This window comes from Streptomyces sp. NPDC085524, from assembly GCF_044541755.1.
In the GTDB taxonomy this organism is placed as follows: domain Bacteria; phylum Actinomycetota; class Actinomycetes; order Streptomycetales; family Streptomycetaceae; genus Streptomyces.
Genome location: NZ_JBITTH010000019.1, coordinates 131,311 through 155,319, shown reverse-complemented (window position 1 = coordinate 155,319; position 24,009 = coordinate 131,311). Strand labels below are relative to the sequence as shown.

Genomic DNA, 24,009 nt, shown 5'->3' with positions numbered 1-24,009 from the left:
GCCGATGAGCCGGTCGGTCACTGGTGCGGGTCCTCGAAGGAGGTCGGGCCCTGGTGCGGGGGCCGGTTCGGGTCCTGCTGCTTGCGCAGCAGTTCGCTGAGCTCGTCGAGTTCGGCGCGCACCTGCCCGATGCGCGGCACGTCGGGCGCCTGCGGGGGGACTCCGGGTACTTGCAGCTGGCCCGGGACGGGCGTGGGCGCCTGGGGCGGGTACCCGTATCCCGGCTGCTGGGGGTAGGTGGCGGCGGGGTAGGTGACGGCGGGCGACTGCTGCCCGTACCAGCCCTGGGCCGGGGGCGTGCCGGCGGCCGAGTAGTGCCGGATGTCCTCGTAGAGGAAGTAGGCGATGACGGCGATCGCTGTGGTCAGCGAGGTGATCATCGCGATGTTGGTGCTCGGCCCGGTCTCGCCGTCGGGCGAATCGTCCGAGCCGACGAACGCGATGCACACGATGTTGATCACGACCGTGCCGACGAAGAGGATCCAGTTCCGGGGCGCCCGCGTGACGATGGCGACCTTCAGCATGGCGGCCCACGCCAGGAACCCGCAGCTGAGCAGGGTGAGCGCGACGAAGAGCACGCGCAGCGATACCTGCAGCCCGTTGCCGGACTGTTGACCGGACTGCGGCGGCGTGAGGCCGGGGCCGTGCATCGTTGCTCCTGACGGGCCGTGCGGAAGGGTTGCAGGTCTGAGCGTATAAGCCTTTCCGGCCATCGGTGAGGGGGTGTGCGCAACCGTTGCACGCTCGCTGCACACCTCGCACGCCCCTTCGCTATTGCGGTGAGACCGTGCCGTCGGACAGGCCGTCGTAGAGGCCCTGTACGAGCTGTTCCCCGAGCCGTCCCGCCAGCCGCAGCGCGTCCTCGAACTCGGCGAGCGCGCGGAACCGGGCTCCGTAGCCGCGCTGTTCGGCCAGCGGCTGGCGGGGCAGCTGCAGCCGGCGGACGTCGAGGCGGGTGGCGGTGGAGGCGTGGCTGCTGGCGCGGCGGGTGCCCGCGGTGCCGCGCAGGAATCCGGCCAGGAACCACGGGTCGAGGGCGGCCGGGTCGGGGCGCAGCAGTACCAGGCCCCGGCCGGGGACGGCGCCTGCGGTGTCCGCGTCGACGACGCGGGCGACGGAGGCGGCGCCCACGACGGGTACGAGGACGTCGCCGGGGGCGGTGAGCAGGGGTGCTTCGGGGCCTGCGGCCAGGGCGCCGGAGGGGCCCGTCCCGGCGTAGACGTCCTGTTCGGTGAGGACGGGGGCGCTGCCGCTTCCGGCGCCCGTGCCGGTGTGGAGCTCCAGGGCTCCGGCGCGGGCGAGTTCACCGATGGTGGTCAGCGGCGGCCGGGCCGCGGCACCGGCGGGCGGGGCGGCGGGCGGCGGGGTGAGCCGGGCCGCCCGGCCGAGGGTCTCGGCGAGGCGCTCCCGTACGGCGGTCAGCTCGGCTGGTCCGCCGCCCGCGGCGGGCGGCGGCAGGTGGCGGGCGGGGGTGAGGTCCACGTCGTCGTCGAGCAGTTCGACGACGGGCACGACGCGGGTGGCGCCCGGCACCTCCTCCACCGTCCCGGCGGCGTCGTACGCGGCCCAGGCGGCCTCCACCCCGCCGTCCCCGGCGGCCGCGGCGTCGACGAGCAGCAGCCCGGCCGGGGGCGCCGCGTACGGGGCGGGCCTGCGCAGCACCCACAGGTGCAGGGGGATTCCGTACGGGGGTGCCGCGCCGGCCGGCAGGGCGACGACGGCGCGCAGTGCGCCGCGGCGCAGCAGGTCGGCGCGGATGCGGCGGCCGGAGCGGCGGGCGGCGACGGCGGGCGGCATGAGCAGGACGGCGGTGCCGCCCTCGCGCAGGTGGGCCAGGCAGTGCTGGACCCAGGCGAGTTCGGATTCGGTGCGGGCCGGGAAGCCGTACTCCCAGCGGGGGTCGTAGGCCAGTTCCTCGTGGCCCCAGTTGCGTTCGTTGAACGGGGGATGGCAGAGCACGGCGTCCACGGCGGCGCCCGCGAAGGCGTCGGCGCGCAGGCTGTCCGCGGCGGCCGCGCGGACCGGGGCGGGCCCCGCCAGGGCCAGGCGCAGCGCGGTGAGCGCGGCGAGTTCGGGCGAGGAGTCCTGCGCGTACAGGGTGCTCGCCCCCGGGAGCGCCCGCAGCAGGGTGCCGGTGCCGCAGGCGGGGTCGAGGACGGTGCGGGGGGCGGGCACGGCCTGGTCCGCGGGAGCGATCAGGGCGGCCATGAGCGAGGCGAGGCCGTCCGGGGTGAGCGTGTACTGGCGGGGGTTGGCGTCGAGGTGGCGGCCGAGGAGGAACTCGAAGGCGCCGTGGGCGCCGAGTTCGGCGGCGAGTTCGGCGGCGGCCCGCAGCAGCGGCACCACGGCGGGACCCAGCGGGACTTCGGTGAGGGCGTGGCCGGGCCCGAGGCGGGCGCGGAGCACCTCGTCGAGGACGGGCCGCAGCAGGCCGGCCGTCTGCTCGTCGGGGCCGGCGGTGAGCTTCAGCCACTCGGCGGGCCGTTCGCGTACGACGAGCAGCGCGCTGCCGGCCTTGACGAGTGCGGCGACCGCCCCGCCGGGGTGGGCGGCGATCTGCTGCCAGACGCGTTCGCGCAGGGGGACTTCGGCGAGCTTGCCCTGGGCGCGCAGCCACTGTTCGACCTCGGGGAGGGCGAAGGAGGGGCTGGTCTCGGTGCCGCCCACCGGTTTGGGGAAGTCGGCGTGGCGGCGGCGCCAGTTGCTGACGGCGGCCCGGCCGACTCCGGCCAGGCGCGCGACCTCGGCCGCGGTGACTTCCGCCGGGGCGGCCGCCGCGGGGGTCTGGGGGTCTTGGGGGGCGTGGGGGGCACCGATCTCCTCGGACATGCCGCGGAGCATACCCGTCCACACGTAAGAGACCCATTCACAGCGTGAACTCAACTTCTTCCGTAAATCCTGTTGACTCGGTTCACAGGCATCTGATGTGATCACCCTGTCGAACAGAGAAACGCTCAGTAGCCGGAACGCGCCGGAGAGGCAGGAGTCACCCATGTCCCACACCTCGCGCACGAGCTGGATCGCCCGCAACAAGGTCCTGACGAGCAGCGGAGTGGTCATCGCGCTCATGACGCTCGGCGCGTGCACCGACACCGACACCGCGGGCAAGGACGACGCGGCGGCCAAGAAGCCGGCGGCCTCGTCCCCGGCGGCGGGCGGCGGCGACTCCGCACAGAAGAAGGCCGCCTTCAAGGGCAACGGCACCTTCGAAGTGGGCAAGGACATCCAGCCGGGCACCTACCGCACCACGGGCAACGGCAGCGCGGGCTGCTACTGGGAGCGGGCCAAGGACTCCTCCGGCGAGGCCGACTCGATCATCTCCAACGACAACGTCACCGGCGCGAGCTACGTGACCATCGCGGACAGCGACAAGATCTTCAAAACCAACGACTGCAAGGACTGGGAGGCCGTCGACCCCAAGGCCGCCGGCGGCTCCCCGAAGACCGAGTTCTCCGGCAAGGCCGGAATGCTCAAGGTCGGCACGGACGTCGCCCCGGGCACCTACAAGTCCGCCGGCCCCGCCGAGGACGGCGCGGGCTGCTACTGGGAGCGCTCCAAGAGCGCCGCGCACGACCTCGACTCGATCATCGCGAACGAGAACCCCACCGGGTCCGCGGTCGTGACGATCGGCGCCGACGACGCCTACTTCAAGACCAACGACTGCGCGGACTGGAAGAAGTCCTGACCGCAGGCGAAATGCCCCGCCCTGACCCGGTCCGGGCCGGACTGACCCGGCCCGGCCCGGCCTGCCCCACCTGGCCTGGCCCGGCCTGCCCCACCTGGCCTGGCCCGGCCTGACCTGACCTCACCCGACCGAACCCGCGCGCCGATTAAACGGACCCCCGCCTTCCGGTTGTTCTCCCTCCCCCTTTAGCCTTCCCCCCACCTGCCATCCACTGCCCGAGAGAGTCCCCCCGCCATGCGCACCCTTCGCCCCCTCACCGCCGCCGCCGCGCTCGCCTGCGCCGCCGCCCTCTCCCTCACCGGCTGCTCCCTGCTCAAGGCGGCCGACTCCGGCCCGTTCCCCGGCAAGACCGGCTCCCAGGTGGCCAACGACTCCGTGACCGCCCTGCGCGGCACGCAGTCGCTCACCGTCAGCGGCAACGTCTGGGACGCGGGCAAGCAGATGCAGCTCAACATGGCGGTCAGCAAGAGCGGTGACTGCAAGGGCACGATCTCCAGCCAGGACGGCTCCTTCGAGCTGATACGCAACGCCCAGTTCGTGTACATCAAGGCCGACGAGCCCTTCTACCGCGCCCAGATGAAGGACCTGCCCAAGGAGCAGGCGGACGCCGCGGTCAAGCAGCTGGCGGGCCACTGGCTGAAGTCGAAGGCCTCGGACGAGGACTCGAAGGAACTGTCCGCCCTGTGCGACCTGGACGAGCTGCTGAAGGAGTTCGACAACAGCCAGGGCGCCCAGAAGGGCAAGGTGACCACCCTGGGCGGCCAGGAGGCCCTCACCATCACCACCAAGACCACCGACGGCACCGAAACCCTGCTGGTGGCCACCAAGGGGGAGCCGTACCTGCTCAAGGCGAGCAACACCGGCAAGGAGCCGTCGGACGTCTCCTTCAGCGGCTTCAACGAGCCGGTGAAGGCCGACGCCCCGACCGGCAAGGACGTCATCGACGCCGACAAGTGACACCCGGCGACGGATGTACGTGGAGGCCGGGCCCGGACGGGCCCGGCCTCCACGCGCCGTCACGGCACGGCCGTCACCCCGCTGCCGTCACACCGCCGCCGTCACGATCCGAGGATCGTGGTGAGGAACTCCCCCGTCCAGGCCAGCAGCTCCCGGCCGACGAGCGGCTTCCCGCCGATCTTCCCGGTCTTCGGACGCGGGACCAGCACCTGCGAAGTGGCGGGCTTCAGCACCGACCCCGGGTAGATCCGCTTCAGGCGCAGCTCCTGCGATTCGCGCAACTCCACCGGCCCGAAGCGGATGTTGGGACCCTGGAGGGTGATGTCACCGACCCCGCAGGCCCGGGCCAGCATCCGCAGCCCGGCCACGAGCAGCAGGTTCTCCACCGGCTCCGGCAGCTTGCCGTAGCGGTCGGTGAGTTCCTCGCGCACCGCCTTGACGTCCGCCTCGGAGGTCGCGGCGGCGATGGACCGGTAGGCCTGCAGGCGCAGCCGCTCGCCGGGCGCGTAGTCGTGCGGGACGTGCGCGTCGACCGGCAGCTCGATCTTCACCTCCAGCGGCGGCTCCTCCTCCACCCCGCCCTCGACGGCCGCCCGGTAGTCCGCCACGGCCTCGCCGACCATCCGGATGTACAGGTCGAAGCCGACGCCCGCGATGTGGCCGGACTGCTCGCCGCCGAGCAGGTTGCCCGCGCCGCGGATCTCCAGGTCCTTCATGGCCACGTACATGCCGGCGCCCATCTCGGTGTGCTGGGCGATCGTCGCGAGCCGCTCGTGCGCGGTCTCCGTCAGCGGCTTCTCCGGCGGGTAGAGGAAGTACGCGTACCCGCGCTCGCGGCCGCGGCCCACGCGGCCGCGCAGCTGGTGCAGCTGCGAGAGGCCGAAGTTGTCGCCGCGCTCCACGATCAGGGTGTTGGCGTTGGAGATGTCGATGCCCGACTCGACGATCGTCGTCGAGACGAGCACGTCGAACTTCTTCTCCCAGAAGTCCACCACGACCTGCTCCAGGGCCTGTTCGGACATCTGGCCGTGGGCCGTCGCGATCCGCGCCTCGGGCACGATCTCCCGCAGCTTGGCCGCGGCCCGGTCGATGGACTCGACCCGGTTGTGGATGTAGAAGCACTGGCCCTCGCGCAGCAGTTCGCGGCGGATCGCCGCGCCGATCTGCTTCTCCTCGTACGGGCCGACGAAGGTGAGGACCGGGTGGCGCTCCTCCGGCGGGGTGGTGATCGTCGACATCTCGCGGATGCCGGTCACCGCCATCTCCAGGGTGCGCGGGATCGGCGTCGCGGACATCGTCAGCACGTCCACGTTGGCGCGCAGCTTCTTCAGCTGCTCCTTGTGCTCGACGCCGAACCGCTGCTCCTCGTCGACGATCACCAGGCCCAGGTCCTTGAACTTGGTCTCCTGCGAGAAGAGCCGGTGCGTGCCGATGACCACGTCCACCGAGCCCTCCTTCAGGCCCTCCATGGTGGCCTTGGACTCGGTGTCGCTCTGGAAGCGGGACAGCGCCTTCACGTTGACCGGGAACTGGCTGTAGCGCTCGGAGAAGGTCCCGAAGTGCTGCTGCACCAGCAGCGTGGTGGGGACGAGGACGGCGACCTGCTTGCCGTCCTGGACCGCCTTGAAGGCCGCCCGGACCGCGATCTCGGTCTTGCCGTAGCCGACGTCGCCGCAGATCAGGCGGTCCATGGGGACCGACTTCTCCATGTCCTCCTTGACCTCGGCGATGGTGGTGAGCTGGTCGGGCGTCTCCGCGTACGGGAACGCGTCCTCCAGCTCCCGCTGCCAGGGGGTGTCGGGGCCGAAGGTGTGGCCGGGGGCCGCCATGCGCGCGCTGTACAGCTTGATGAGGTCGGCAGCGATCTCCTTGACCGCCTTCTTCGCCCGCGCCTTGGTCTTGGTCCAGTCGGCGCCGCCGAGCCGGTGCAGGGTCGGGGCCTCGCCTCCGACGTACTTGGTGACCTGCTCCAGCTGGTCGGTGGGGATGTAGAGGCGGTCGCCGGGCTGGCCGCGCTTGGCGGGGGCGTATTCGACGAGGAGGTACTCGCGGGTGGCGCCCTGGACGGTGCGCTGCACCATCTCGACGTAGCGGCCGACGCCGTGCTGCTCGTGGACGATGTAGTCGCCGACCTCCAGGGTCAGCGGATCGATCGACTTGCGGCGCCGGGTCGGCATCCGGCCGAGGTCCTTGGTCGCGGTGCGCTGTCCGGTCAGGTCGGTCTCGGTCAGCACCGCGATCTTCAGCGCCGGGTCGACGAACCCGTTGTCGAGGGAGCCGCAGGAGACGTGGACGATCGACGGCTCCAGGGTGCGCAGATCCGCCTCGAGGCGGGCCGCGATGCCCTCGCCGCCGAGCACCTCGACGGTGCGGGCGGCGGGACCGTGGCCCTCGGTGAGGTAGACGGTGTGCCAGCCGTCGGCGATCCAGCCCTTGGTGTCGGCCAGCGCGCGGGCCGTGTCACCGCGGTAGGCCTCGGGGGCCTGCATGCCGAGCTTCAACACCGTCGGCTCGCCGACTGATGTCACCGTGCCGCCGACCGCCTCGTCCGCGGCGAACGGGGACACCGACCACCACATCATGCCCAGCTCGCGGGCGTGGTCCCGGACGTCGGCGATCCCGCGGAGCGACGCCGCGCCGACGTCGATGGGGGCCTCGCCGCCGCCGGCCGTCGCGGCCCAGGAGGCCATCAGGAACTCCTGCGAGGTCGCGACGAGGTCCGCGGCCCGGGTCCGTACCCGCTCGGGGTCGCACACCACGGCCATCGACCCGGCGGGCAGCACGTCGATCAGCAGTTCCATGTCGTCGACGAGGACCGGGGCGAGGGACTCCATGCCCTCCACCGCGATCCCCTCGGCGATCTTGTTCAGCAGTTCCCCGAGCTCGGGGTGGGCCTCGGCGAGGGCCGCGGCCCGCTCCCGCACCTCGTCCGTCAGTAGCAGCTCGCGGCAGGGCGGGGCCCACAGCCCGTGCTCGGCGATCTCCAGGGAGCGCTGGTCGGCGACCTTGAAGTAGCGGATCTCCTCGACCTCGTCGCCCCAGAACTCGATGCGCAGCGGGTGTTCCTCGGTGGGCGGGAACACGTCGAGGATGCCGCCGCGCACGGCGAACTCCCCGCGCTTCTCGACGAGCTCGACACGGGCGTACGCGGCGGCGGCCAGCGCCTGCGTCACCTCGCCGAGGTCGGCGCTCTGCCCCTGCCGCAGCCCCACGGGCACCAGGTCCCCGAGCCCCTTGACCTGCGGCTGGAGCACGGAGCGGATCGGCGCCACGACCACGGAGACGGGCCCGGCGGCCGGGTCGTCCTTGCTCGGGTGCGCGAGGCGGCGCAGCACCGCGATCCGGCGGCCGACGGTGTCGCTGCGCGGGCTGAGGCGTTCGTGCGGGAGCGTCTCCCAGGACGGGAAGTCCACCACCTCGTCGGCCGGCAGCAGCGACCGCAGTGCCGCGGCCAGGTCCTCCGCCTCGCGCCCTGTGGCCGTGACCGCGAGGACGGTCCGCTCGGTCTGCCGGGCCAGCGCGGCGATCACGAAGGGCCGTGCGGCACCGGGCCCCACGACGTCGACGTGCATACGGTTGCCGTCCCCGGCCGCGGTGACCGCCTCGGCGAGCGCGGGATCCCGGGTGACGGCGTCGAGCAGTCCGTGCAGGCTCATGAAACGGCTTCCATCCGGTGAGGGGGCAACGCGAAGGACCCGACACGTCGTACGGGCCGGGGGTTCCCACTCTATGACGCGCCCGCCTGCGCCGCGCGAGGGATTCCGGTCCCCCGTGGGGTGACGGAAGGGGCGCGCACTGCCACGCCGGGCTCCTCGGACGGGACGCGTTCGTCCCGCTCTACGATGGCGGTGTACTGACCGTCTGAGCTCGCCGCGTCGCTGTCGCCGGAGAGACGCCGACCGGCCGAGGGGCACGACTCCGTGACGAGTGACGCGATAGCACGCCCGGCGCCGGTGACACCGGCCGACGCGAAGCCGGGCAGGGCCTGGTGGCCGGGGCCGTACGTGGTGGCCGGCGCACTGTTCCTCGTCTACCTCGTGCTGTCCGTCGGGCGGTTCCGGCGGATGGAGTGGGCCTCCTGGGACCTGGGGATCTTCGAGCAGGCCATCCGCGCCTACGCCCACCTGCAGACGCCCGTCGCCGATCTGAAGGGGCCCGGGGCCAACATCCTCGGGGACCACTTCAGCCCGGTCATCGCGGCCGTGGCGCCCGTGTACCGGGTCTTCCCCGGCCCCGTCACCCTGCTGGTCGTGCAGGCCGCCCTGTTCGCGCTGTCCGCGGTCCCCGTCACCCGGGCCGCCAGCCGGCTGCTCGGCCGGCCGCGCGGGATCGCCGTCGGGGTCGCGTACGGGCTGTTCTGGGGGATCCAGCGGGCCGTGGAGTTCGACTTCCACGAGATCGCCTTCGCCGTGCCGCTGATCGCCTTCGCCCTGGAGGCGCTGCTCGCCGGCCGCTGGCGGGCCGCTCTGCTGTGGGGGCTGCCGCTGGTCCTCGTCAAGGAGGACCTCGGCTTCACCCTCGCGGCCCTGGCGGTCGTCGTGGCCTGGCGGGCCCGGCACACCGGCCGGCGGGCCGTGTGGACCGCGCTCGGCGTCGCCGTCGCCGCCGCCGTCTTCGCCGTCCTCGTCTTCACCGTCTTCATACCGGCCTTCGCCACCGCGGGCTACGGCTACTGGGACAAGATCCACGGCGCGGGCCCCCTCGACGGCCTCGGCACCAAGCTCACCACCCTGACCTGGGTGCTGCTGCCCACCTCCGGGCTGCTCGCGCTGCGCTCCCCGCTGCTGCTGGTCGCCGCCCCCACCCTGGGCTGGCGGTTCCTGTCCGGGGACGACCACTACTGGTCCACGGACTGGCACTACAGCGCCGTCCTGATGCCCGTGGTCGCCCTCGCGCTCGTCGACGCCGTCGACATCCTGCGGCGCAGCGGGCGGCCGTGGCTGCGCTCGTACGCCCTGCACATGCCCACCGCCGTGCTCGCCGCCTCCCTCGCGCTGGCGGCGACCTCGATGCCGACGGCCAAGCTCGTCGAGGCGAAGACGTACGAGAAGCCCGCGCGGGTGACGGCCGTCGAGCGCCTCCTCGACCGGATCCCGGACGGGGCGACCGTGGAGGCCGACACCGGGCCGCTGACCCGGCTGACCTCCCGCTGCCGGGTGCTGTGGATCGGCGGGAGCAAGGGCCTGGTCCCCGACTGGATCACCATCGACAACGGCTCCAAGTGGGCGGGCGAGGACCCGACCGCGTACGCCACCCAGCTGCACCCGGGCGAACGGTACGCCCTCGTGGGCGAGGCCGAGGGCGTCGTCCTGATGCGGCGCGTGTAGGAAACGCACGGCGCCGGCCCGGGACCACTGGTCCCGGGCCGGCGCCGCCCCCCGTTCGACCGCGGCGCCGCCTACTCGCTCGCGATCGCGTTCAGGACGTTCATCCGCCCCGCCCGGAAGGCCGGGATCAGCGCGGCGAACAGGCCCACCAGGGCCGAGCCCGCGAACACCCCGAGGATCGTCGGCCACGGGATCTCCAGCACCTTCAGGCCCTGGAGCGCGAGCAGCTGCTGCGCGGTGGCTCCCCAGCCCATGCCCAGCCCGAGGCCGAGCAGGGCGCCGAAGAGGGCGATGACCACCGACTCCAGGCGGATCATGCGGCGCAGCTGGCGGCGGGAGAGGCCGATGGCGCGCATCAGGCCGATCTCGCGGGTCCGCTCGACCACCGAGAGGGCGAGGGTGTTCACGACGCCCAGGACCGCGACGATGATGGCGAGGGCGAGGAGCCCGTAGACGATGTTCAGGAGCTGGCCGACCTGGTCCTTCAGGGACTGCTTGTAGTCGGCCTGGTTGCGGACCGCGTACTGCGGGTACTCCGCCAGCCCCGTCTTGACCGCCTCGTACGCGGCGGCCTCGTCCTGCCCGTCCTTCGCGCTGGCCAGCAGCATGAAGGGGCGCGGCAGCCGGTCCGCCGGGACGTTCGCCTCGGCGACGGCGGTGCTGATGTACTTCATGCCCTTGTCGAGGTTGCCTTCGTCGTTGGTGATCGCCGCGACCTTCAGCTTGACGGTGTTGCCGCCGGTGAAGGCGACCGTCAGCTCGTCGCCGAGCTTGACGCCGTGCTTGGCGGCGTATTCCGAACCGACCGACATCGAGTTCGCCCCGTACGCCGCCGCGTGCTCGCCGGCGGCCATCTTGCGGCGGATGTCCTTGGCGTACGTGGGGTCGGTGGCGCCGAGTCCGTCTTCCTCGGCGGTGCCGTCGGGCGCGGTGACCTTGGCTTCGACCTCCCGGTAGGCGGTGACGTGGTCGAGGCTCTTGATGCCGCGCATCACCTGCTCGGCTTGCGGCATGACCGGCTGCCCGGTCTGGGAGTTCACGATGAAGTCCGCGCCGACCGACTTGTCGAGCTCTTGGGTGGCGGAGGCCACCATCGAGGAGCCGACGACCGACAGGCAGGCGACCAGCGCGAGGCCGATCATCAGGGCGGCGGCGGTCGCGCCGGTGCGGCGCGGGTTGCGCAGCGCGTTGCGCTCGGCGAGCCGGCCGACGGACCCGAAGGGCCGCAGGACGATGCCGGAGAGCACCCGCACCACGCCCGCTGCGAGCAGCGGGCCGATCACGATGAAGCCGATGAGGGTGAGGACGACGCCCTGGCCCAGCCAGAGCGATCCGGGTCCGGCCTCGTCGGCGGCCGAGGCCATGTAGAGCCCGGCGCCGCCGGCGGCGGTGAGGAGCAGGCCGATGACGGCGCGGACCACGCCGGCCTTCTTGTCGCCCGGCGTGCCCGACTCGCGCAGGGCGGCCATCGGGGAGACCTTGCCGGCCCGGCGGGCCGGGACGAAGGCGGCGACGACGGTGACGACGACCCCGAGGACGATGCCGGCGACCGGGGTGGTCCAGGCGACGGTGAGGTCGTCCGTGGACAGGTTCATGCCCATCTGGCCCATGAGCTTCATCAGTCCGACGGCCAGGCCCACGCCCACGCCGACGCCCGCGACCGAGCCGACGAGACCGAGGAGGAAGGCCTCCAGGACGACCGAGTTCAGGACCTGCCCGCTGTCGGCGCCGATGGCGCGCATCAGGCCGATCTCGCGGGTGCGCTGGGTGACCAGCATCGCGAAGGTGTTGAAGATCAGGAAGATGCCGACGAGGAAGGCGATGAGGGCGAACCCGAGCATCGCGTACTTCATGACGTCGAGGAACGAACCGACGTCCTTGCGGCCCTGGTCCGCGGATTCCTTGGCGGTCTGGAGCTTGTAGGTGTCGGCGCCGACGGCGGCGGCGATGTTCGTCTTGAGCTGCTCGTCGCTGACGCCCTCCTTGGCCGTGACGTTGATGTTGGTGAACGTGCCGGGGGCGCCGAGCAGTTCGCGCTGCGCGGTGGCGGTGTCGAAGTAGACGACGGTGGCGCCCGGGTTGGTCACCTTGAAGGTGGCGATGCCGGAGATCGTGGCGCGGAAGTCACCGGTGACGGCGATGGTGCGCAGCTCGTCCCCGATCTTCAGCTTGTGCTTCTTCGCCGTGTCGGCGTCGACCATCACCTCGGTGGGGCCGCGCGGCTCGTGGCCGGAGCTGACCTTCATCGACTTGAGCTCGTTGTCGTTCCAGCTCGCGGCGATCGTCGGGGCGCCGGAGGTGGGGCCGACGTTCTTGTTCCCGGCGGCCACGACCGTCACGGACAGGGAGACCACGCTGCCCTGGGCGGACTCGACGCCCTGGACGGCCGCGACCTTCTGGACGGCGTCGCCGGGGATGACCGCGGGCCGGGCGTTGCGCGGGTTCTCGACGTCGTCGTCCGCGGCTCCGACGGGCTTCGCGGAGACCGTGACGTCCGCGCCGGTGGTCGCGAAGAGCTTCTCGAAGGTGGCGTTCATCGTGTCGGTGAACACCAGCGTGCCGCAGACGAAGGCGACGGAGAGCAGGACGGCGACGGCCGAGAGGGCCATCCGCCCCTTGTGCGCGACGAAGTTGCGCCGCGAGGTCTTCAGGACGGTGTTGCTCACGAGGTCCGCCCGCGCGCGTCGAAGTCCTTCATACGGTCCAGGACCTGGTCGGCCGTCGGCCCGTACATCTCGTCGACGATCCGGCCGTCGGCGAGGAAGATGACGCGGTCCGCGTACGAGGCGGCGACCGGGTCGTGCGTGACCATGACGATGGTCTGGCCCAGCTCGTCGACCGAGCGGCGCAGGAAGCCGAGGACCTCGGCGCCCGCCCGCGAGTCCAGGTTTCCGGTGGGCTCGTCGCCGAAGATGATCTGCGGGCGGGCCGCGAGGGCGCGGGCCACGGCCACGCGCTGCTGCTGACCGCCGGAGAGCTCGGTCGGGCGGTGCTTGAGGCGCCCGGCGAGGCCGACGGTCTCCACGACCCGGTTCAGCCACTGCGCGTCCGGCTTGCGGCCCGCGATGTCCATGGGGAGCGTGATGTTCTCCAGGGCGTTGAGCGTGGGCAGCAGGTTGAAGGCCTGGAAGATGAAGCCGATCCGGTCCCGGCGCAGCTGCGTGAGCTTCTTGTCCTTCAGCCCGGTGACCTCGGTGTCGTCCAGGAAGATCTGGCCGCTGGTCACCGTGTCGAGACCGGCGAGGCAGTGCATCAGGGTGGACTTGCCGGAGCCGGAGGGCCCCATGATCGCGGTGAACTGGCCGCGCATGATGTCCACGTCCACGTCGTCGAGGGCGACGACGCGCGTCTCCCCGGAGCCGTAGGCCTTGACGACCTTCCGCGCCCGGGCCGCGACGGCTTCATGCCCTCCAGTACCCCCGTGCCTGGTTTCGGTCATAGCCGTTGTCACGGTCTTTCTCCTTCTTCGGTCTGCGGTGTGCGGCCGGCGCTGCCGTCGTCCTGAAGCATCCGGCGGGAGGGGGGTCCGGCGCCCTGGTGCCCATCGCCGTATCCACCCGGGGGTTAACCCCACCCCCGGCCCCCGGCCCGTACGTTCCAGTTAAGGAGCCGCCGGCGGCCGGTTCCTCCTCCGCCGGGACGAACGGCCCCTGGCCCGAAATACGGAGGTCCCCTTAGGGGTTGTCCACCCTTCGGACGATGCGTCCTGGGGGATACCCGGGGGCACCGCCGCGGTGAGATGGTGTTCCCCGCAGATACGTGTACGGGGAAGGGATCTTGGTGGGCGCAAGGGAAAGCGCGGCCGGCACGACCGGGACCGCGGCGACGGCGCCTGCCGGGCGGCCGCCCGGGGCGGTCGTCGCCTCGCTCATGCTCGGGATGGCGCTGGTCGCCCTCGAAGGCACCGTCGTGGCCACCGCCGTCCCGCAGATCGTCGGCGACCTCGGCGGGTTCTCCGTCTTCTCCTGGCTGTTCTCCGGGTACCTGCTCGCCGTCACCGTCACCCTGCCCGTCTACGGCAAGCTGTCCGACACCCTCGGCCGCAAGCCCGTCCTCCTCTTCGGCACGGGCCTCTTCCTCGCCGGCTCCCTGCTCTGCGCGAGCGCCTGGAACATGGCCGCCCTCATCGCCTTCCGGATCGTCCAGGGCCTGGGCGGCGGCGCCCTCCAGGGCACGATCCAGACCCTCGCCGCCGACCTCTACCCGCTCGCCGAACGGCCGCGGATCCAGGCCCGCATGTCCACCGTCTGGGCCACCTCGGCCGTGGCCGGCCCCGCCATCGGCGGACTGCTGGCCTCGTACGCGCACTGGCGCTGGATCTTCCTGGTCAACCTGCCGCTGGCCGCCCTCGCCCTGTGGATGATCTCCCGCCACCTCGTCGAACCCGTACGCTCCCCCGGCCGCCGGGGCCCCGTCGACTGGGCGGGCGCCGTCGGCGTCTTCGCCTGCGGCGGCGTACTGCTCTTCGCACTCGTCCAGGGCGGGGTCGCCTGGCCCTGGCTGTCCGCGCCCTCCCTCGGGCTCTTCGCCGCCGGCGCGCTCCTGGCCGCCCTGGTCGTCGGGGTGGAACGCCGGGCCGAGGAACCGATCCTGCCCGGCTGGGTCTGGCGCCGGCGCACCATCGCCGCCGTCAACCTGGCGATGGGCGCGCTCGGCCTGCTGATGGTCGCCCCGATGGTGTTCATGCCGACGTACGCCCAGTCCGTGCTCGGCCTCGGACCCGTCGGCGCGGGCCTCGTCATGTCCGTGATGACCCTGAGCTGGCCCATCAGCGCCGCCTTCAGCCAGCACGTCTACCGGCGCATCGGCTTCCGCAACACCGCCGCCCTCGGCATCTCCCTGGCCGCGGCCGTCCTCTTCTCCTTCACCCTGCTGCCCCACCCCGCCCGCCCCTGGCAGCCCGCACTGATCATGCTGCTGCTCGGCGGCGCCCTCGGCCTCTTCCAGCTCCCGCTGATCGTCGGGGTCCAGTCCACCGTCGGCTGGGCCGAGCGCGGCACCACGACCGCCTCCGTGCTGTTCTGCCGCCAGGTCGGCCAGAGCGTCGGCGCCGCGCTGCTGGCGGCCGTCGCCAACGCCACCCTCGCCGCCCGGCTCGCGGACGCCCCCGTGGCCGGACTGCCTGGCCACCTGGACGACGTGGCGAAGGCGCTCGAACAGCCGGGACTCCTCCCGCAGGCCGCCGCCGCGTACCTGCGCGAGGCCGTGGCCGTGGCGGTGGAGCACATCTTCCTCGGCGCGACGGCGGCCGCCGTGGCGGCGCTGCTGATCCTGCTGCTGGTGGCCCCGCGCCGGTTCCCGGTCCTCCCCGACCAGGAGCAGTAGCCACTTGTCATGACCCCAGCCATTCGGAGACCCTGTGAACAGGACCGTTTCCGGGGGGACGACATGGCATCCGCACTCTTCGCGCTGGCGTTACTCGCCGCAGCGACCGTTCCGGTGGGCCTGCGCCTGCGCCACCACCCCGGTTTCGTCACCGGCCGCGACGGCCGCCTCTCCACCTCGACCGTCCTGGCCCTGGCCTGGACGGTCATCCTCGTCTGGCTGCTGCTCGCGATCCTCGCCCACGGCCTCACCGCGGGCGGCGGAGTGGCGTACTTCCAGGGCGCCGACGGCCCGCTCTCCACCCTGACGACCGTCTACCTGCCCCTGCTCGGCGGCCCGTACGTGGCCCTGATCGGCGCGAAGACGGTCGTCGGCATGCGGCTGGAGAACGGCAGCATGACCAAACCCGCCCCGAAGCCGACCGCCTCCGGCCGCAGGCCCCTGCGGGAGCTCGTCGCCAACGACAGCGGCCGCATCGACCTGGTCGACCTCCAGTACGTCGCCTTCAGCGCGGTCACGATGGCGTACGTCGTGCTGTTCTTCCTCGCGGACGTCGACGGCGGGCTCCCCCGCCTCCCCGAGGAGATCTGGGCCCTGACGGGCGCCCCGGCCGGCGCCTACCTGGTCAACAAGATGGCGGTCCGCGCCAACCCGGTCATCACCGGCGCCACCCTCACCGGCCCGGCCCTCACCGTCGAGGGCGGCGGCTTCACCCCCGACTCCACCCTCACGGTCGACGACACCGTCACCCCCGCCACCTCCGACCCCGCGACGGGCACCCTCACGGCCACCCTCCCCGAGGGGACGAAACCCCCGCTCACCCTGGTGGTGACCACGGCCCGCGGCCTGCGCAGCGACCCCTACCTCATCGAGGCCTAGCCTTCACCCTTGTGCCGGGCGTAATAGCGGGCCACCCGCGCCCGGTTGCCGCAGACCGACGCCACGCACCAGCGGCGGCGCGGGTGCGCGGGCAGGAAGAGCAGCACGCACCCCTCCCCCTCGCACGCGCGCACCGAACCCACCCGGGGATCCGTCAGCAGGTCCGCGACCGCATCGGCCAGTTCCGCCGCCAGCCGCCGGGCCGGGTCGGCCGCCCTGCGCGGGGCCGCCGCGAGGCCGCTCCCCGCCTCCCAGGCCAGCTCGCGGTGGGCCGGCGCCGCGGCCAGGGCCCCGTTCAGCACGCCCAGCGCATCCGCCGGCGGCCGCTCCCCGTCCCGCACCGCCCCGATCACCGCACGCGCGGCCTCCCGTACGCCGCACACGGCGGCCACCTCCGCCTCGCCGACCTCCCCGACCGGGGCCAGCCGCCCCTCCTGCTCGGCCAGCCACGCCGCGAGACCCGCCGGGTCGGCGACCAGATCGCCGACGGCGGTGCGGGTGTTGAGGAGGTCCAGGGCGAGGGGCTCACCGATGAGCGGAAACGTCGTCACCCCACTAATGCTACCAACCGCTCTTGACCCATTAATGATCGTCGGTAAGACTAATGGAACCAAGTCCACAGGAGGCATGTGATGAGCGCAGTCCAGCACCGCACCGTCGACGTCGACGGAGTACGTGTCGCCTACCGCGAGAGCGGCCCCGCCGACGCCCCCGTCCTGCTGCTCCTGCACGGCTTCCCCACCGCCTCCCACCAGTTCGCCCGCCTGATGGACGCCCTCGGCGACACCCCCTGGCGCCTGATCGCCCCCGACTACCCCGGCTTCGGCCGCACCGAGGCCCCGGACGGCTTCACCTACACCTTCGACCGGCTCGCCGACACCGTCGAGAACTTCACCGACGCACTCGGCCTGGACCGCTACGCCCTCTACGTCTTCGACTTCGGCGCCCCCGTCGGCCTCCGCCTCGCCACCCGCCGCCCCGACCGGGTCACGGGCCTGATCGTGCAGAACGGCAACGCCTACGACGAGGGCCTCTCCGACATGGCCCGCGAGTTCACCGCCCTGCGCCGGGACGTCCCGGGCAACGAGGAACAGGTCCGCGGCCTGTTCACCCTCGAGGGCACCCGCTTCCAGTACGAAGCCGGCGTCGCCGACCCCTCCCTGATCTCCCCCGACAACTGGACCCTCGACGCCCACTACCTCGGCCTGCCGGGACGCGCCGACGCACAGGCCGACCTGGCCTTCGACTACGCGTCCAACCTCCGGCACTACCCGGAATGGCAGGCGTGGCTGCGGAACTCCGGCGTGCCGGTCCTGGTCGTCTGGGGCGCGGGCGACCCCTTCTTCACCCCCGCGGGCGCGAAGGCGTACCTCCGGGACGCGCCGGACGCCGCCGTCCACGTCTTCGACGGCGCCGGGCACTTCGCCCTCGAAACCCACCTCGCGCCCATCGCCGCCCTCATCGCGGCCTTCCTCCCCACCCTCCTCACCTGACCGCTGCGCGGGACCGCCCCCACGACCCGGCCGAGCCGGGGAACGGTGGAAGGGCGGTAGGGGACAGGCCCCGCGCAGCGCACGGCGGACGGCAGCGGCCGAATCCAGCCCCGCCGGCGTTTGAGGCGCGGGGTCCGGGGCGGAGCCCCGTGCGCACGGCCCGCGGCCGCACCCGCCGCCCGAAGAACCGCCTCACCCGGCGGAGCCACCGGCAGGGGCCCGCCCCGTCAGCGCCGCCAAACTCGCCCGCACGTGGTCCATATGGGCCCGCATCTCATCCTCCGCCTCCGCATGCTCCCGCAGGACCCGCTCCGTCTCCCGCCCCACCCGCTCCTCCTCCACCCGCGCCCCCGCCAGCACCTCCGCGGCCAGCGCCTCCGCATCCTCCTGGCCGTGCCGCGCCGCCTCCTCCGCCTCCGCGAACCCCCGCCGCGCCTCCGCCAGCCGGGACTCCGCCTGCCGCTCCGCCTCCGCATGCCGCGCAGCGAGCTCCGACTCCCGCGCCGACAGCTCCCGCTCCGCCGCGTCCCACCGCTCCACCTGCTCCTGCTCCCGCTCCGCGAGCAGCGCCTCCGACCTCCGCCGCACCGCATCCAGCCCCGCAGTCGCCTCCGCCCGCCACGCCGCCGCGTCCTCCCGCGCCGCACCCCGCGCGTCGTCCGCCTCCCGCTGGTCCCGCAGCAGCCCCTGACGGGCCCGCACCTCCGTCTGCTCCCGCACCGCCGCCGCGTCCTGCCGCGCCAGCTCCGCCACCCGGTCCGCATGCGCCTCGGCCGCACCCCGCGTCGCCGACGCGTCCGCACGCGCATCCATCCGCAGCGTCTCCGCCTCCTCCTGGGCCAGCAGCAGGATCCGCCGGGCGCGCTCGCTCAGCTCGTCGTACGTCTGCGCCTGCGGCCCCAGCGCCGCCACCGCACCCCGCAGCCGCTCCGCCTCCGCCTCCATCTGCTTGGCCAGGACGGTCAGCCGCGCCACCCGCTCCCAGGCCTCGTCCCGGCTGCCGGACAGCCGGGCGAGGTAGCGGTCCACGTCCTCCACCCGGTAGCCACGGCCGCGCACGATCGCAATGGGTGCACTCATCTGGGGGCGCCTCTCTCGCGGGGATTCCCGTCAAGGATGCGCCATTTGCTCCCGGAAGCCCGAATGGCCGGGCCGAAGCCCCTTTCGAGGGGCCCGCCCCGGCCATTCACTGCGAACCGGCCTCCGCTAGAGCAGCCCGTCCCACATCTGCTCCAGCAGCACCGACCACCAGCTCTCCGGCGAAGCCAGCGCCGCGCTGTCGAGCCCCGCCAGGTTCGCCTGGAAGTCGACCGTCCAGCGGCCCGCCTGCTCCGGCGTCAGATGCTGGCGCAGCCGCCACATGTGACCCAGCATCGCCAGCGACCGCACGAACTGCGGCAGGCTCGAGTTCACGAACTGCGGCGGCACCGGGGCACCGCCCGGACCGCCCTCCACCGGCACCGCCACGATGTGCGCGGTCCCGTACTGCACGCACAGCGCCTTGCCGAAGTCGCTGCCGACCACCAGGTACGAGCCCGCGTCCGACGCGGGCTGCACCTGCCGCTGCGCCGCCAGCTCGGCCAGCGTCGGCACCGGCTGGCCCGGCACCGCCTGCGCCCAGAAGAACGGCCCGAAATCGACCGGCAGGCCGGACCACACCAGCGTCTGCGCCACGATCTCCGGCACGCCCTGGCGGGACACGGCCCGCTGGTCGAAGCGGAACACGCCCTGCGGACCGAACGCCCCCGCCAGCTCCGCCGCGATCGCGTCCAGCGGGATCGCCGGCTGGAGCGGAACCTGCGGCAGCGGCGCCCGCACCGGCGCGGGACGCGCCGGGCCGTCCGCCACCTGGTGGAGTTCGCCCTGATGGGTGAGCAGATGCCGCATGCCCTGCTGACGGCCCGCATGGTCCTTGCCGTACGGGGCCACGCTGGTGATCCGCACCTGCGGCCACGTCTCCCGGATCATCCGGGCGCAGTAACCGCCGGGCAGCTCACAGGACTCCAGCTCCGTGTGGAGCTCCAGCACCTGCTGGGGCGGCACGTTCATGGCGCGCAGCTCGTGCAGGATCTGCCACTCCGGGTGCGGGGTACCGGGCGCCGAGCGGCGGATGAGCTGCTGCTCGGAGCCGTCGGGCGCACGGTAGCGGAGCACGGCCTGGTAGCCGGGCCCGACCGTGGGCACACCGGAGGGAGCCTGGTGCGGCTGGGGCGCCTGCGGAGCTTGGTGCGGCTGGGGAGCCTGGGGCGCCGGATGCGCCGCCACGGGACCACCCGGAGGCGGGCCGGGAGGCGCCGGCGGCTGACCCGTGACCGCCGGACCCGCCAGCATCGTCGCGGCATGGTCCAGCCCACCACCGAGCGACCCGCCACCCGGAACCCCCGGCGGACCGGGAGGCTGCGGCACACCACCGCGCGGCGCCCCGGGCGGACCGGGAGGCGCGGGCGGCTGACCCGTCACGGCCGGACCCGCCAGCATCGTCGCGGCATGGTCGAGCCCACCGCCGAGCGACCCGCCACCGGGCACACCGGGCGGACCGGGAGGCTGCGGCGCAGCACCACCGGGAGCCCCCGGAGGACCGGGAGGCGCGGGCGGCTGACCCGTGACCGCCGGACCCGCCAGCATCGTCGCGGCATGGTCCAGCCCACCACCGAGCGACCCGCCACCGGGCACACCCGGCGGACCGGGAGGCTGCGGCACACCACCGCGCGGCGCCCCGGGCGGACCGGGAGGCGCCGGCGGCTGACCCGTCACGGCCGGACCCGCCAGCATCGTCGCGGCATGGTCGAACCCGCCGCCGAGCGACCCGCCCCCCGGAGCCCCGGGCGGACCGGGCGGCTGCGGCACGCCCGGAGCCCCCGAAGCCGGCACTCCCGGCGATCCCGGCGCCGCCGGCACACCCTGCACTCCCTGCACTCCCTGTCCTCCCTGCGCTCCCTCCGACGACGCTGCACCCGGCACCCCGGGCGGAGGCGGAGGCGTCGGCACACCCGCTCCCGGCGTACCCGGCACACCCGCCGCCGGCACACCCGCACCCGGTCCGGCAACGCCGTCGGCGCCCCCGCCCGAGTCGCCCGGGCGGGAGATCCGGGCCCTGCTCGTCGGCGCGTCGGCGATGTCCGCCGCCTCCGACCCGAGCGCCGGCACGACCCGGGTCTTCGGCAGCCGGCTGCCCCCCGGAATCAGCGTGGTCTTCGCCTCGGGGGCCACCCCGGAGGACGGCGCGTCGTCCAGGTCCGACCCGGACAGCGGCGGCGCGAACACGGTCGCCGGCAGCGGCACGGACGCGTCGTCCGAGCCCGAGTTCACATCGGTCCCGGCCCACGGCGTGGACCCGGCCGGCACCCCGTCGTTGGCGGTCGGCTCGTACGGGATCTCGCCCCCGCGCCGCAGCGGCACCGCATCCACGGGCTCCACGACCCGCGCCGGAGCCGCATCGACGGGCTCGACGGACGCCGCAGCAACGGGCTCCGGAGCCCGTTCAGCCACACCGACACCACCAGACGCACCGGCACCGGCCGACCCACCGGCGCCCGAACCGCCGACCCCAGCCGGAGGCGTCACCGCCGGCGGAATCCCCGCCCGGTCCGCCGCCTCCTGCAACCACTCCGGCGGGCTCAGGATGAACGAGGTCTGCTCCGAATCGATCCGCGGCGGCGGAACCGAAGCCTCCGAAGCCGACGCGGCCGCAGCCGCCCCGTACTCCTCCTCGTACCGGCGGATCACCTCACCCACCGGCAGCCCCGGCCACAGCGTCACCTCACCGCTGTCCCGCGCGATGACCAGCCGCTGCCGCCCACCACCGGACACCGGACCGGCCGCACGGTCCTCAGCCCACACCACGAACCCGAGCCCGAACTCCCTTACCCGCACCTCACGGTGCTGGTACCCGGGCACGTCCCCGTTGATCCACTCCTCGGCGCGCTCCTGCGCCTGCGCAAACGTCACCATCGCGCGCTCACCCCTCCACCCGCGCCGGGCCCGCCACGGGAACCGAGCGTGCGAATCCGCCGTCCACCATCAGACCGGCCACCGTTTCCAGTTCCGGCGGATTGCCCGCCAAACGCTCCAGGAAGGCATCGAAATCAGCGCCGCACGGCAGCAACAGCCGCTCCACGCGCTCCTGGACGGACCATCCGTCCCGGTCGCGCGCGTCGTCGTACGGGGAGAACCACACCGACCCGATCGACTCGCCCTTGACCTTCAGCGCGAGCAGCCCGCCCTGCGCGAAGGCCACGCACAGGTAGTCCTTCGTCAGGTGGTCGCGCAGGCACTTGTTGACGTAGACGAGGTCGTTGACCGCCGCCTCCTCACGCACCGTGAAGAACGGCTGGTCCACCAGCAGCCCGAGGTCCACGTCCAGCCCCGCACCCACCGGAGCGCAGCCGCCCGCAGCCTTGAGGAACGACCGGTACGCCTCCGGCAGCCGGTACCCGAGGTCCTCCTCGACACCCTGCACCTGCGACTCGGACACCGAGACCACCGACTTCGGCAGCCCCATGTGCACCGGACGCACCTCCTGCAACGGCCGCGTCCCACGCTTCTCGTGGTCCACCGGAGCCGTCGCCAGACCGGCATGGTGCCGCAGCAGCGCCTTCACCTCGACGGGGACCAGCTCCATGCGCCGCGAACCCGCCACGTGGTGCCAGGTCCAGCCGTGCGGGGTCGCCACCGGGCCGACCGTGTCCCACAGCTCGTGCCCCGTCGCCTTCATCGCGGCGTTCGCGGACACGTAGTCCGTCAGGCGCAGCTCGTCCACACCGAAGCCCTCCGGCGGTTCGGCGATCTCCACCGCCGCGCGCGCGTACGCGGAGAAGTCCGGATGCCCGGCGCCGCCCATCCGCACTCCGTGGGGATGCCGAGCAGCCCGGACCGGGTCCGGGAAATGCACGACCTGCCCCGAGTAAGCGGCGTTGGGTGGCGCGGCATGCTGCCCGAGCCGACCTGTCGTCATGGCGGTAGCCCCCTGCTGGATCTGGCTGGTTCACCACAGCCTATGCGCTGGGGCAAGAGCGTCACTCGCCCGCAACCGGCGCACCCACCCGAGGGCCAGGAACATCCGAATTGATACGAATATTCGACCCCGCTTCCGTATGACAGATGACATTTGGCAGGCTGTCCCCGCAGCACGGGGGCGTGCGCACAGCGGCGACAACCGCGGCCACGGGAGGGAAAGCGCGAGCATGCACAACACGGCAACACGTACAGACCGGGCCGACTCGACCGGACCAGGACCCGGAACCGGAACCGCCACGGGCCCGGCCACCCCACCGGCCCCCGAACCCGGAGGCCCCGCCGGCGACCCCCGCCTGCGCTGGAGCAGCACCAACGGCCGCCCCGCCGTGCCCGTCCTGCGCTTCCGCCGCGACGGCATCCTGCCCACCATCGCCGCCGCACTCTCCGTCCGCGGCGAAACCCTCACCAGCACCGCCGGCAAGGGCGACCAGCCACCCGCGCTCCACCACCTCGTCCAGGACTACCTCGACACCCTCACCAGCGGCCAGCGCGAACGATTCACCGGCCGCTGCCCCGAGGCGATCCTGCTCTCCCGCCACCTCGCCACCGTCGAAGGCGCCCGCTCCAAGCGAGCCTCCCGCAAACCCCTCTCCCCCAGCGAGGCCCGCCGCTCCCTGAAGCACTCGAAGATCACCGCACGCCGCATCCGCGAGGACGGCGACCCCCTCCACGGCAGCTACGCACCCCCCTGCCGCTCCTGCGAGGCCCTCCTCGCCCACTTCGGCGTACGCCACGTCGACCTCACCCCCGCCGAGTAGCCATGACCACCACCTCAGCCTCCTACGACCGCTCCTCGGCCACCCGCTTCCCCGTCGCCGTCGACTCCGCCCTGCGCACCGCCGGATGGGAGCCCGGCCGCTGGGACATCAAGCAGGCCGAGTACTGGGCCGACGCCCTCCGGGACCACACCACCCCCGCCGGCCACCGGCACACCGTCTTCCCCGCCGCCGTCGAGGCCTGGGCCGAATTCGGCGGCCTCACCGTCACCGCCCACGGCCCCGGCCGCCAGATAGCCCCCGTGACCGTCCGCCTCGACCCCACCACCGGCCTCCACCTGGCCCGCACCTTCGCCGACCTGGGCCGCGCCCTGTCCACGGAGCTCTGCCCCCTGGGCACCGAGGCCGACGGGAGCTCGCACCTGGCCATCGACCGCGAGGGCCGCGTCTACGGCATCGACCACACGGGCGACTGGTACCTCGGCTCCCACCTGGACGAAGCCCTCACCCTCCTCCTGACGGGCCTCCAGCCGACCCGCCTCACCACGGGCTGACCCCGCCGGGGCGAAACCAGCCCCGCCGGGGATTGAGGCGCGGGGGTCCGGGGGCAG

The 24,009-nt window shown here is 73.2% G+C and carries 17 protein-coding genes; 8 read left to right on the top strand and 9 right to left on the bottom strand.

Features of this window, described 5'->3' with window-relative positions; all coding sequences use genetic code 11:
* Positions 1 to 17: 17 nt before the first annotated feature.
* Together ACIGFK_RS27450 and ACIGFK_RS27445 are read right to left on the bottom strand one after the other, a co-directional pair.
* Positions 18 to 650 carry a hypothetical protein gene (locus tag ACIGFK_RS27450; RefSeq protein ID WP_376660603.1) on the bottom strand — a complete coding sequence of 211 codons (633 nt, stop codon included), beginning with the start codon at positions 648 to 650 and terminating at the stop codon, positions 18 to 20.
* Between the two features lie 121 nt (positions 651 to 771).
* Entirely contained in the window at positions 772 to 2,829 is a 2,058-nt protein-coding gene (locus tag ACIGFK_RS27445) for an N-6 DNA methylase (RefSeq protein ID WP_400053947.1), read from the bottom strand.
* 163 nt (positions 2,830 to 2,992) lie between these two features.
* Between ACIGFK_RS27445 and ACIGFK_RS27440 the strand changes: the two genes are divergently transcribed.
* Both ACIGFK_RS27440 and ACIGFK_RS27435 read left to right on the top strand, forming a co-directional pair.
* Positions 2,993 to 3,685, top strand: a complete 693-nt coding sequence (locus tag ACIGFK_RS27440; RefSeq protein WP_376660601.1) for a hypothetical protein — start codon at positions 2,993 to 2,995, stop codon at positions 3,683 to 3,685.
* A gap of 234 nt (positions 3,686 to 3,919) precedes the next feature.
* Positions 3,920 to 4,642, top strand: coding sequence for a hypothetical protein (locus tag ACIGFK_RS27435; protein WP_386465100.1), 723 nt, complete (start codon positions 3,920 to 3,922; stop codon positions 4,640 to 4,642).
* Between the two features lie 101 nt (positions 4,643 to 4,743).
* Here the strand turns inward: ACIGFK_RS27435 and mfd are convergent, their stop codons facing one another.
* Positions 4,744 to 8,298, bottom strand: coding sequence for a transcription-repair coupling factor (mfd, locus tag ACIGFK_RS27430; RefSeq protein ID WP_400053945.1), 3,555 nt, complete (start codon positions 8,296 to 8,298; stop codon positions 4,744 to 4,746).
* Positions 8,299 to 8,562: 264 nt separating this feature from the next.
* Between mfd and ACIGFK_RS27425 the strand changes: the two genes are divergently transcribed.
* A complete protein-coding gene (locus ACIGFK_RS27425) occupies positions 8,563 to 9,969 on the top strand; it encodes a DUF2079 domain-containing protein (RefSeq protein ID WP_400053943.1) in 1,407 nt (468 codons plus the stop codon).
* A 71-nt stretch (positions 9,970 to 10,040) separates the two neighbouring features.
* Here the strand turns inward: ACIGFK_RS27425 and ACIGFK_RS27420 are convergent, their stop codons facing one another.
* Both ACIGFK_RS27420 and ACIGFK_RS27415 read right to left on the bottom strand, forming a co-directional pair.
* Complete coding sequence (locus tag ACIGFK_RS27420; protein WP_400053963.1) at positions 10,041 to 12,578, bottom strand: ABC transporter permease; 2,538 nt, start codon at positions 12,576 to 12,578, stop codon at positions 10,041 to 10,043.
* Positions 12,579 to 12,631: 53 nt separating this feature from the next.
* Positions 12,632 to 13,408: an ABC transporter ATP-binding protein gene (locus ACIGFK_RS27415; RefSeq protein ID WP_376659822.1), complete on the bottom strand. Its 777-nt coding sequence runs from the start codon at positions 13,406 to 13,408 to the stop codon at positions 12,632 to 12,634.
* A 335-nt stretch (positions 13,409 to 13,743) separates the two neighbouring features.
* Here ACIGFK_RS27415 and ACIGFK_RS27410 point away from each other — a divergent pair, with 335 nt between their 5' ends.
* Positions 13,744 to 15,294: an MFS transporter gene (locus ACIGFK_RS27410; RefSeq protein WP_400053962.1), complete on the top strand. Its 1,551-nt coding sequence runs from the start codon at positions 13,744 to 13,746 to the stop codon at positions 15,292 to 15,294.
* A 63-nt stretch (positions 15,295 to 15,357) separates the two neighbouring features.
* Positions 15,358 to 16,173: a hypothetical protein gene (locus ACIGFK_RS27405; protein WP_376659806.1), complete on the top strand. Its 816-nt coding sequence runs from the start codon at positions 15,358 to 15,360 to the stop codon at positions 16,171 to 16,173.
* Here the strand turns inward: ACIGFK_RS27405 and ACIGFK_RS27400 are convergent.
* Positions 16,170 to 16,724: a CGNR zinc finger domain-containing protein gene (locus ACIGFK_RS27400; RefSeq protein ID WP_376659807.1), complete on the bottom strand. Its 555-nt coding sequence runs from the start codon at positions 16,722 to 16,724 to the stop codon at positions 16,170 to 16,172. The genes ACIGFK_RS27405 and ACIGFK_RS27400 overlap by 4 nt on opposite strands.
* An 81-nt stretch (positions 16,725 to 16,805) precedes the next feature.
* Here ACIGFK_RS27400 and ACIGFK_RS27395 point away from each other — a divergent pair, with 81 nt between their 5' ends.
* On the top strand, positions 16,806 to 17,666 hold the full coding sequence (locus ACIGFK_RS27395; RefSeq protein ID WP_400053940.1) for an alpha/beta fold hydrolase: 861 nt from the start codon (positions 16,806 to 16,808) through the stop codon (positions 17,664 to 17,666).
* A gap of 192 nt (positions 17,667 to 17,858) precedes the next feature.
* Here the strand turns inward: ACIGFK_RS27395 and ACIGFK_RS27390 are convergent, their stop codons facing one another.
* From ACIGFK_RS27390 to ACIGFK_RS27380, 3 genes are all read right to left on the bottom strand, one after another.
* On the bottom strand, positions 17,859 to 18,746 hold the full coding sequence (locus ACIGFK_RS27390) for a cellulose-binding protein (protein WP_376659809.1): 888 nt from the start codon (positions 18,744 to 18,746) through the stop codon (positions 17,859 to 17,861).
* Positions 18,747 to 18,872: 126 nt separating this feature from the next.
* Positions 18,873 to 21,617, bottom strand: coding sequence for an SUKH-4 family immunity protein (locus ACIGFK_RS27385; protein ID WP_386465087.1), 2,745 nt, complete (start codon positions 21,615 to 21,617; stop codon positions 18,873 to 18,875).
* Between the two features lie 7 nt (positions 21,618 to 21,624).
* Positions 21,625 to 22,620, bottom strand: a complete 996-nt coding sequence (locus ACIGFK_RS27380) for an SMI1/KNR4 family protein (RefSeq protein ID WP_376659811.1) — start codon at positions 22,618 to 22,620, stop codon at positions 21,625 to 21,627.
* A 229-nt stretch (positions 22,621 to 22,849) separates the two neighbouring features.
* On the opposite strand from ACIGFK_RS27380, the gene ACIGFK_RS27375 reads away from it, so the two are divergent.
* The gene (locus ACIGFK_RS27375) at positions 22,850 to 23,440 is read left to right on the top strand and encodes a YwqJ-related putative deaminase (protein WP_400053937.1); all 591 of its coding nucleotides are present in this window, start codon (positions 22,850 to 22,852) and stop codon (positions 23,438 to 23,440) included.
* 2 nt (positions 23,441 to 23,442) lie between these two features.
* Positions 23,443 to 23,952 carry an SUKH-3 domain-containing protein gene (locus ACIGFK_RS27370; protein WP_376659813.1) on the top strand — a complete coding sequence of 170 codons (510 nt, stop codon included), beginning with the start codon at positions 23,443 to 23,445 and terminating at the stop codon, positions 23,950 to 23,952.
* The last annotated feature ends 57 nt before the right edge of the window (positions 23,953 to 24,009 follow it).

Bases quoted from the DNA above. Each gene is read 5' to 3' on its own strand.
- ACIGFK_RS27435 (WP_386465100.1), top strand. From the start codon at position 3,920: ATGCGCACCCTTCGCCCCCTCACCGCCGCCGCCGCGCTCGCCTGCGCC.
- ACIGFK_RS27415 (WP_376659822.1), bottom strand. From the start codon at position 13,408: ATGACCGAAACCAGGCACGGGGGTACTGGAGGGCATGAAGCCGTCGCG.
- ACIGFK_RS27440 (WP_376660601.1), top strand. From the start codon at position 2,993: ATGTCCCACACCTCGCGCACGAGCTGGATCGCCCGCAACAAGGTCCTG.
- ACIGFK_RS27420 (WP_400053963.1), bottom strand. From the start codon at position 12,578: ATGGCCCTCTCGGCCGTCGCCGTCCTGCTCTCCGTCGCCTTCGTCTGC.
- ACIGFK_RS27445 (WP_400053947.1), bottom strand. From the start codon at position 2,829: ATGTCCGAGGAGATCGGTGCCCCCCACGCCCCCCAAGACCCCCAGACC.
- ACIGFK_RS27370 (WP_376659813.1), top strand. From the start codon at position 23,443: ATGACCACCACCTCAGCCTCCTACGACCGCTCCTCGGCCACCCGCTTC.
- mfd (WP_400053945.1), bottom strand. From the start codon at position 8,298: ATGAGCCTGCACGGACTGCTCGACGCCGTCACCCGGGATCCCGCGCTC.
- ACIGFK_RS27390 (WP_376659809.1), bottom strand. From the start codon at position 18,746: ATGAGTGCACCCATTGCGATCGTGCGCGGCCGTGGCTACCGGGTGGAG.
- ACIGFK_RS27405 (WP_376659806.1), top strand. From the start codon at position 15,358: ATGGCATCCGCACTCTTCGCGCTGGCGTTACTCGCCGCAGCGACCGTT.
- ACIGFK_RS27380 (WP_376659811.1), bottom strand. From the start codon at position 22,620: ATGACGACAGGTCGGCTCGGGCAGCATGCCGCGCCACCCAACGCCGCT.
- ACIGFK_RS27450 (WP_376660603.1), bottom strand. From the start codon at position 650: ATGCACGGCCCCGGCCTCACGCCGCCGCAGTCCGGTCAACAGTCCGGC.
- ACIGFK_RS27385 (WP_386465087.1), bottom strand. From the start codon at position 21,617: ATGGTGACGTTTGCGCAGGCGCAGGAGCGCGCCGAGGAGTGGATCAAC.
- ACIGFK_RS27375 (WP_400053937.1), top strand. From the start codon at position 22,850: ATGCACAACACGGCAACACGTACAGACCGGGCCGACTCGACCGGACCA.
- ACIGFK_RS27395 (WP_400053940.1), top strand. From the start codon at position 16,806: ATGAGCGCAGTCCAGCACCGCACCGTCGACGTCGACGGAGTACGTGTC.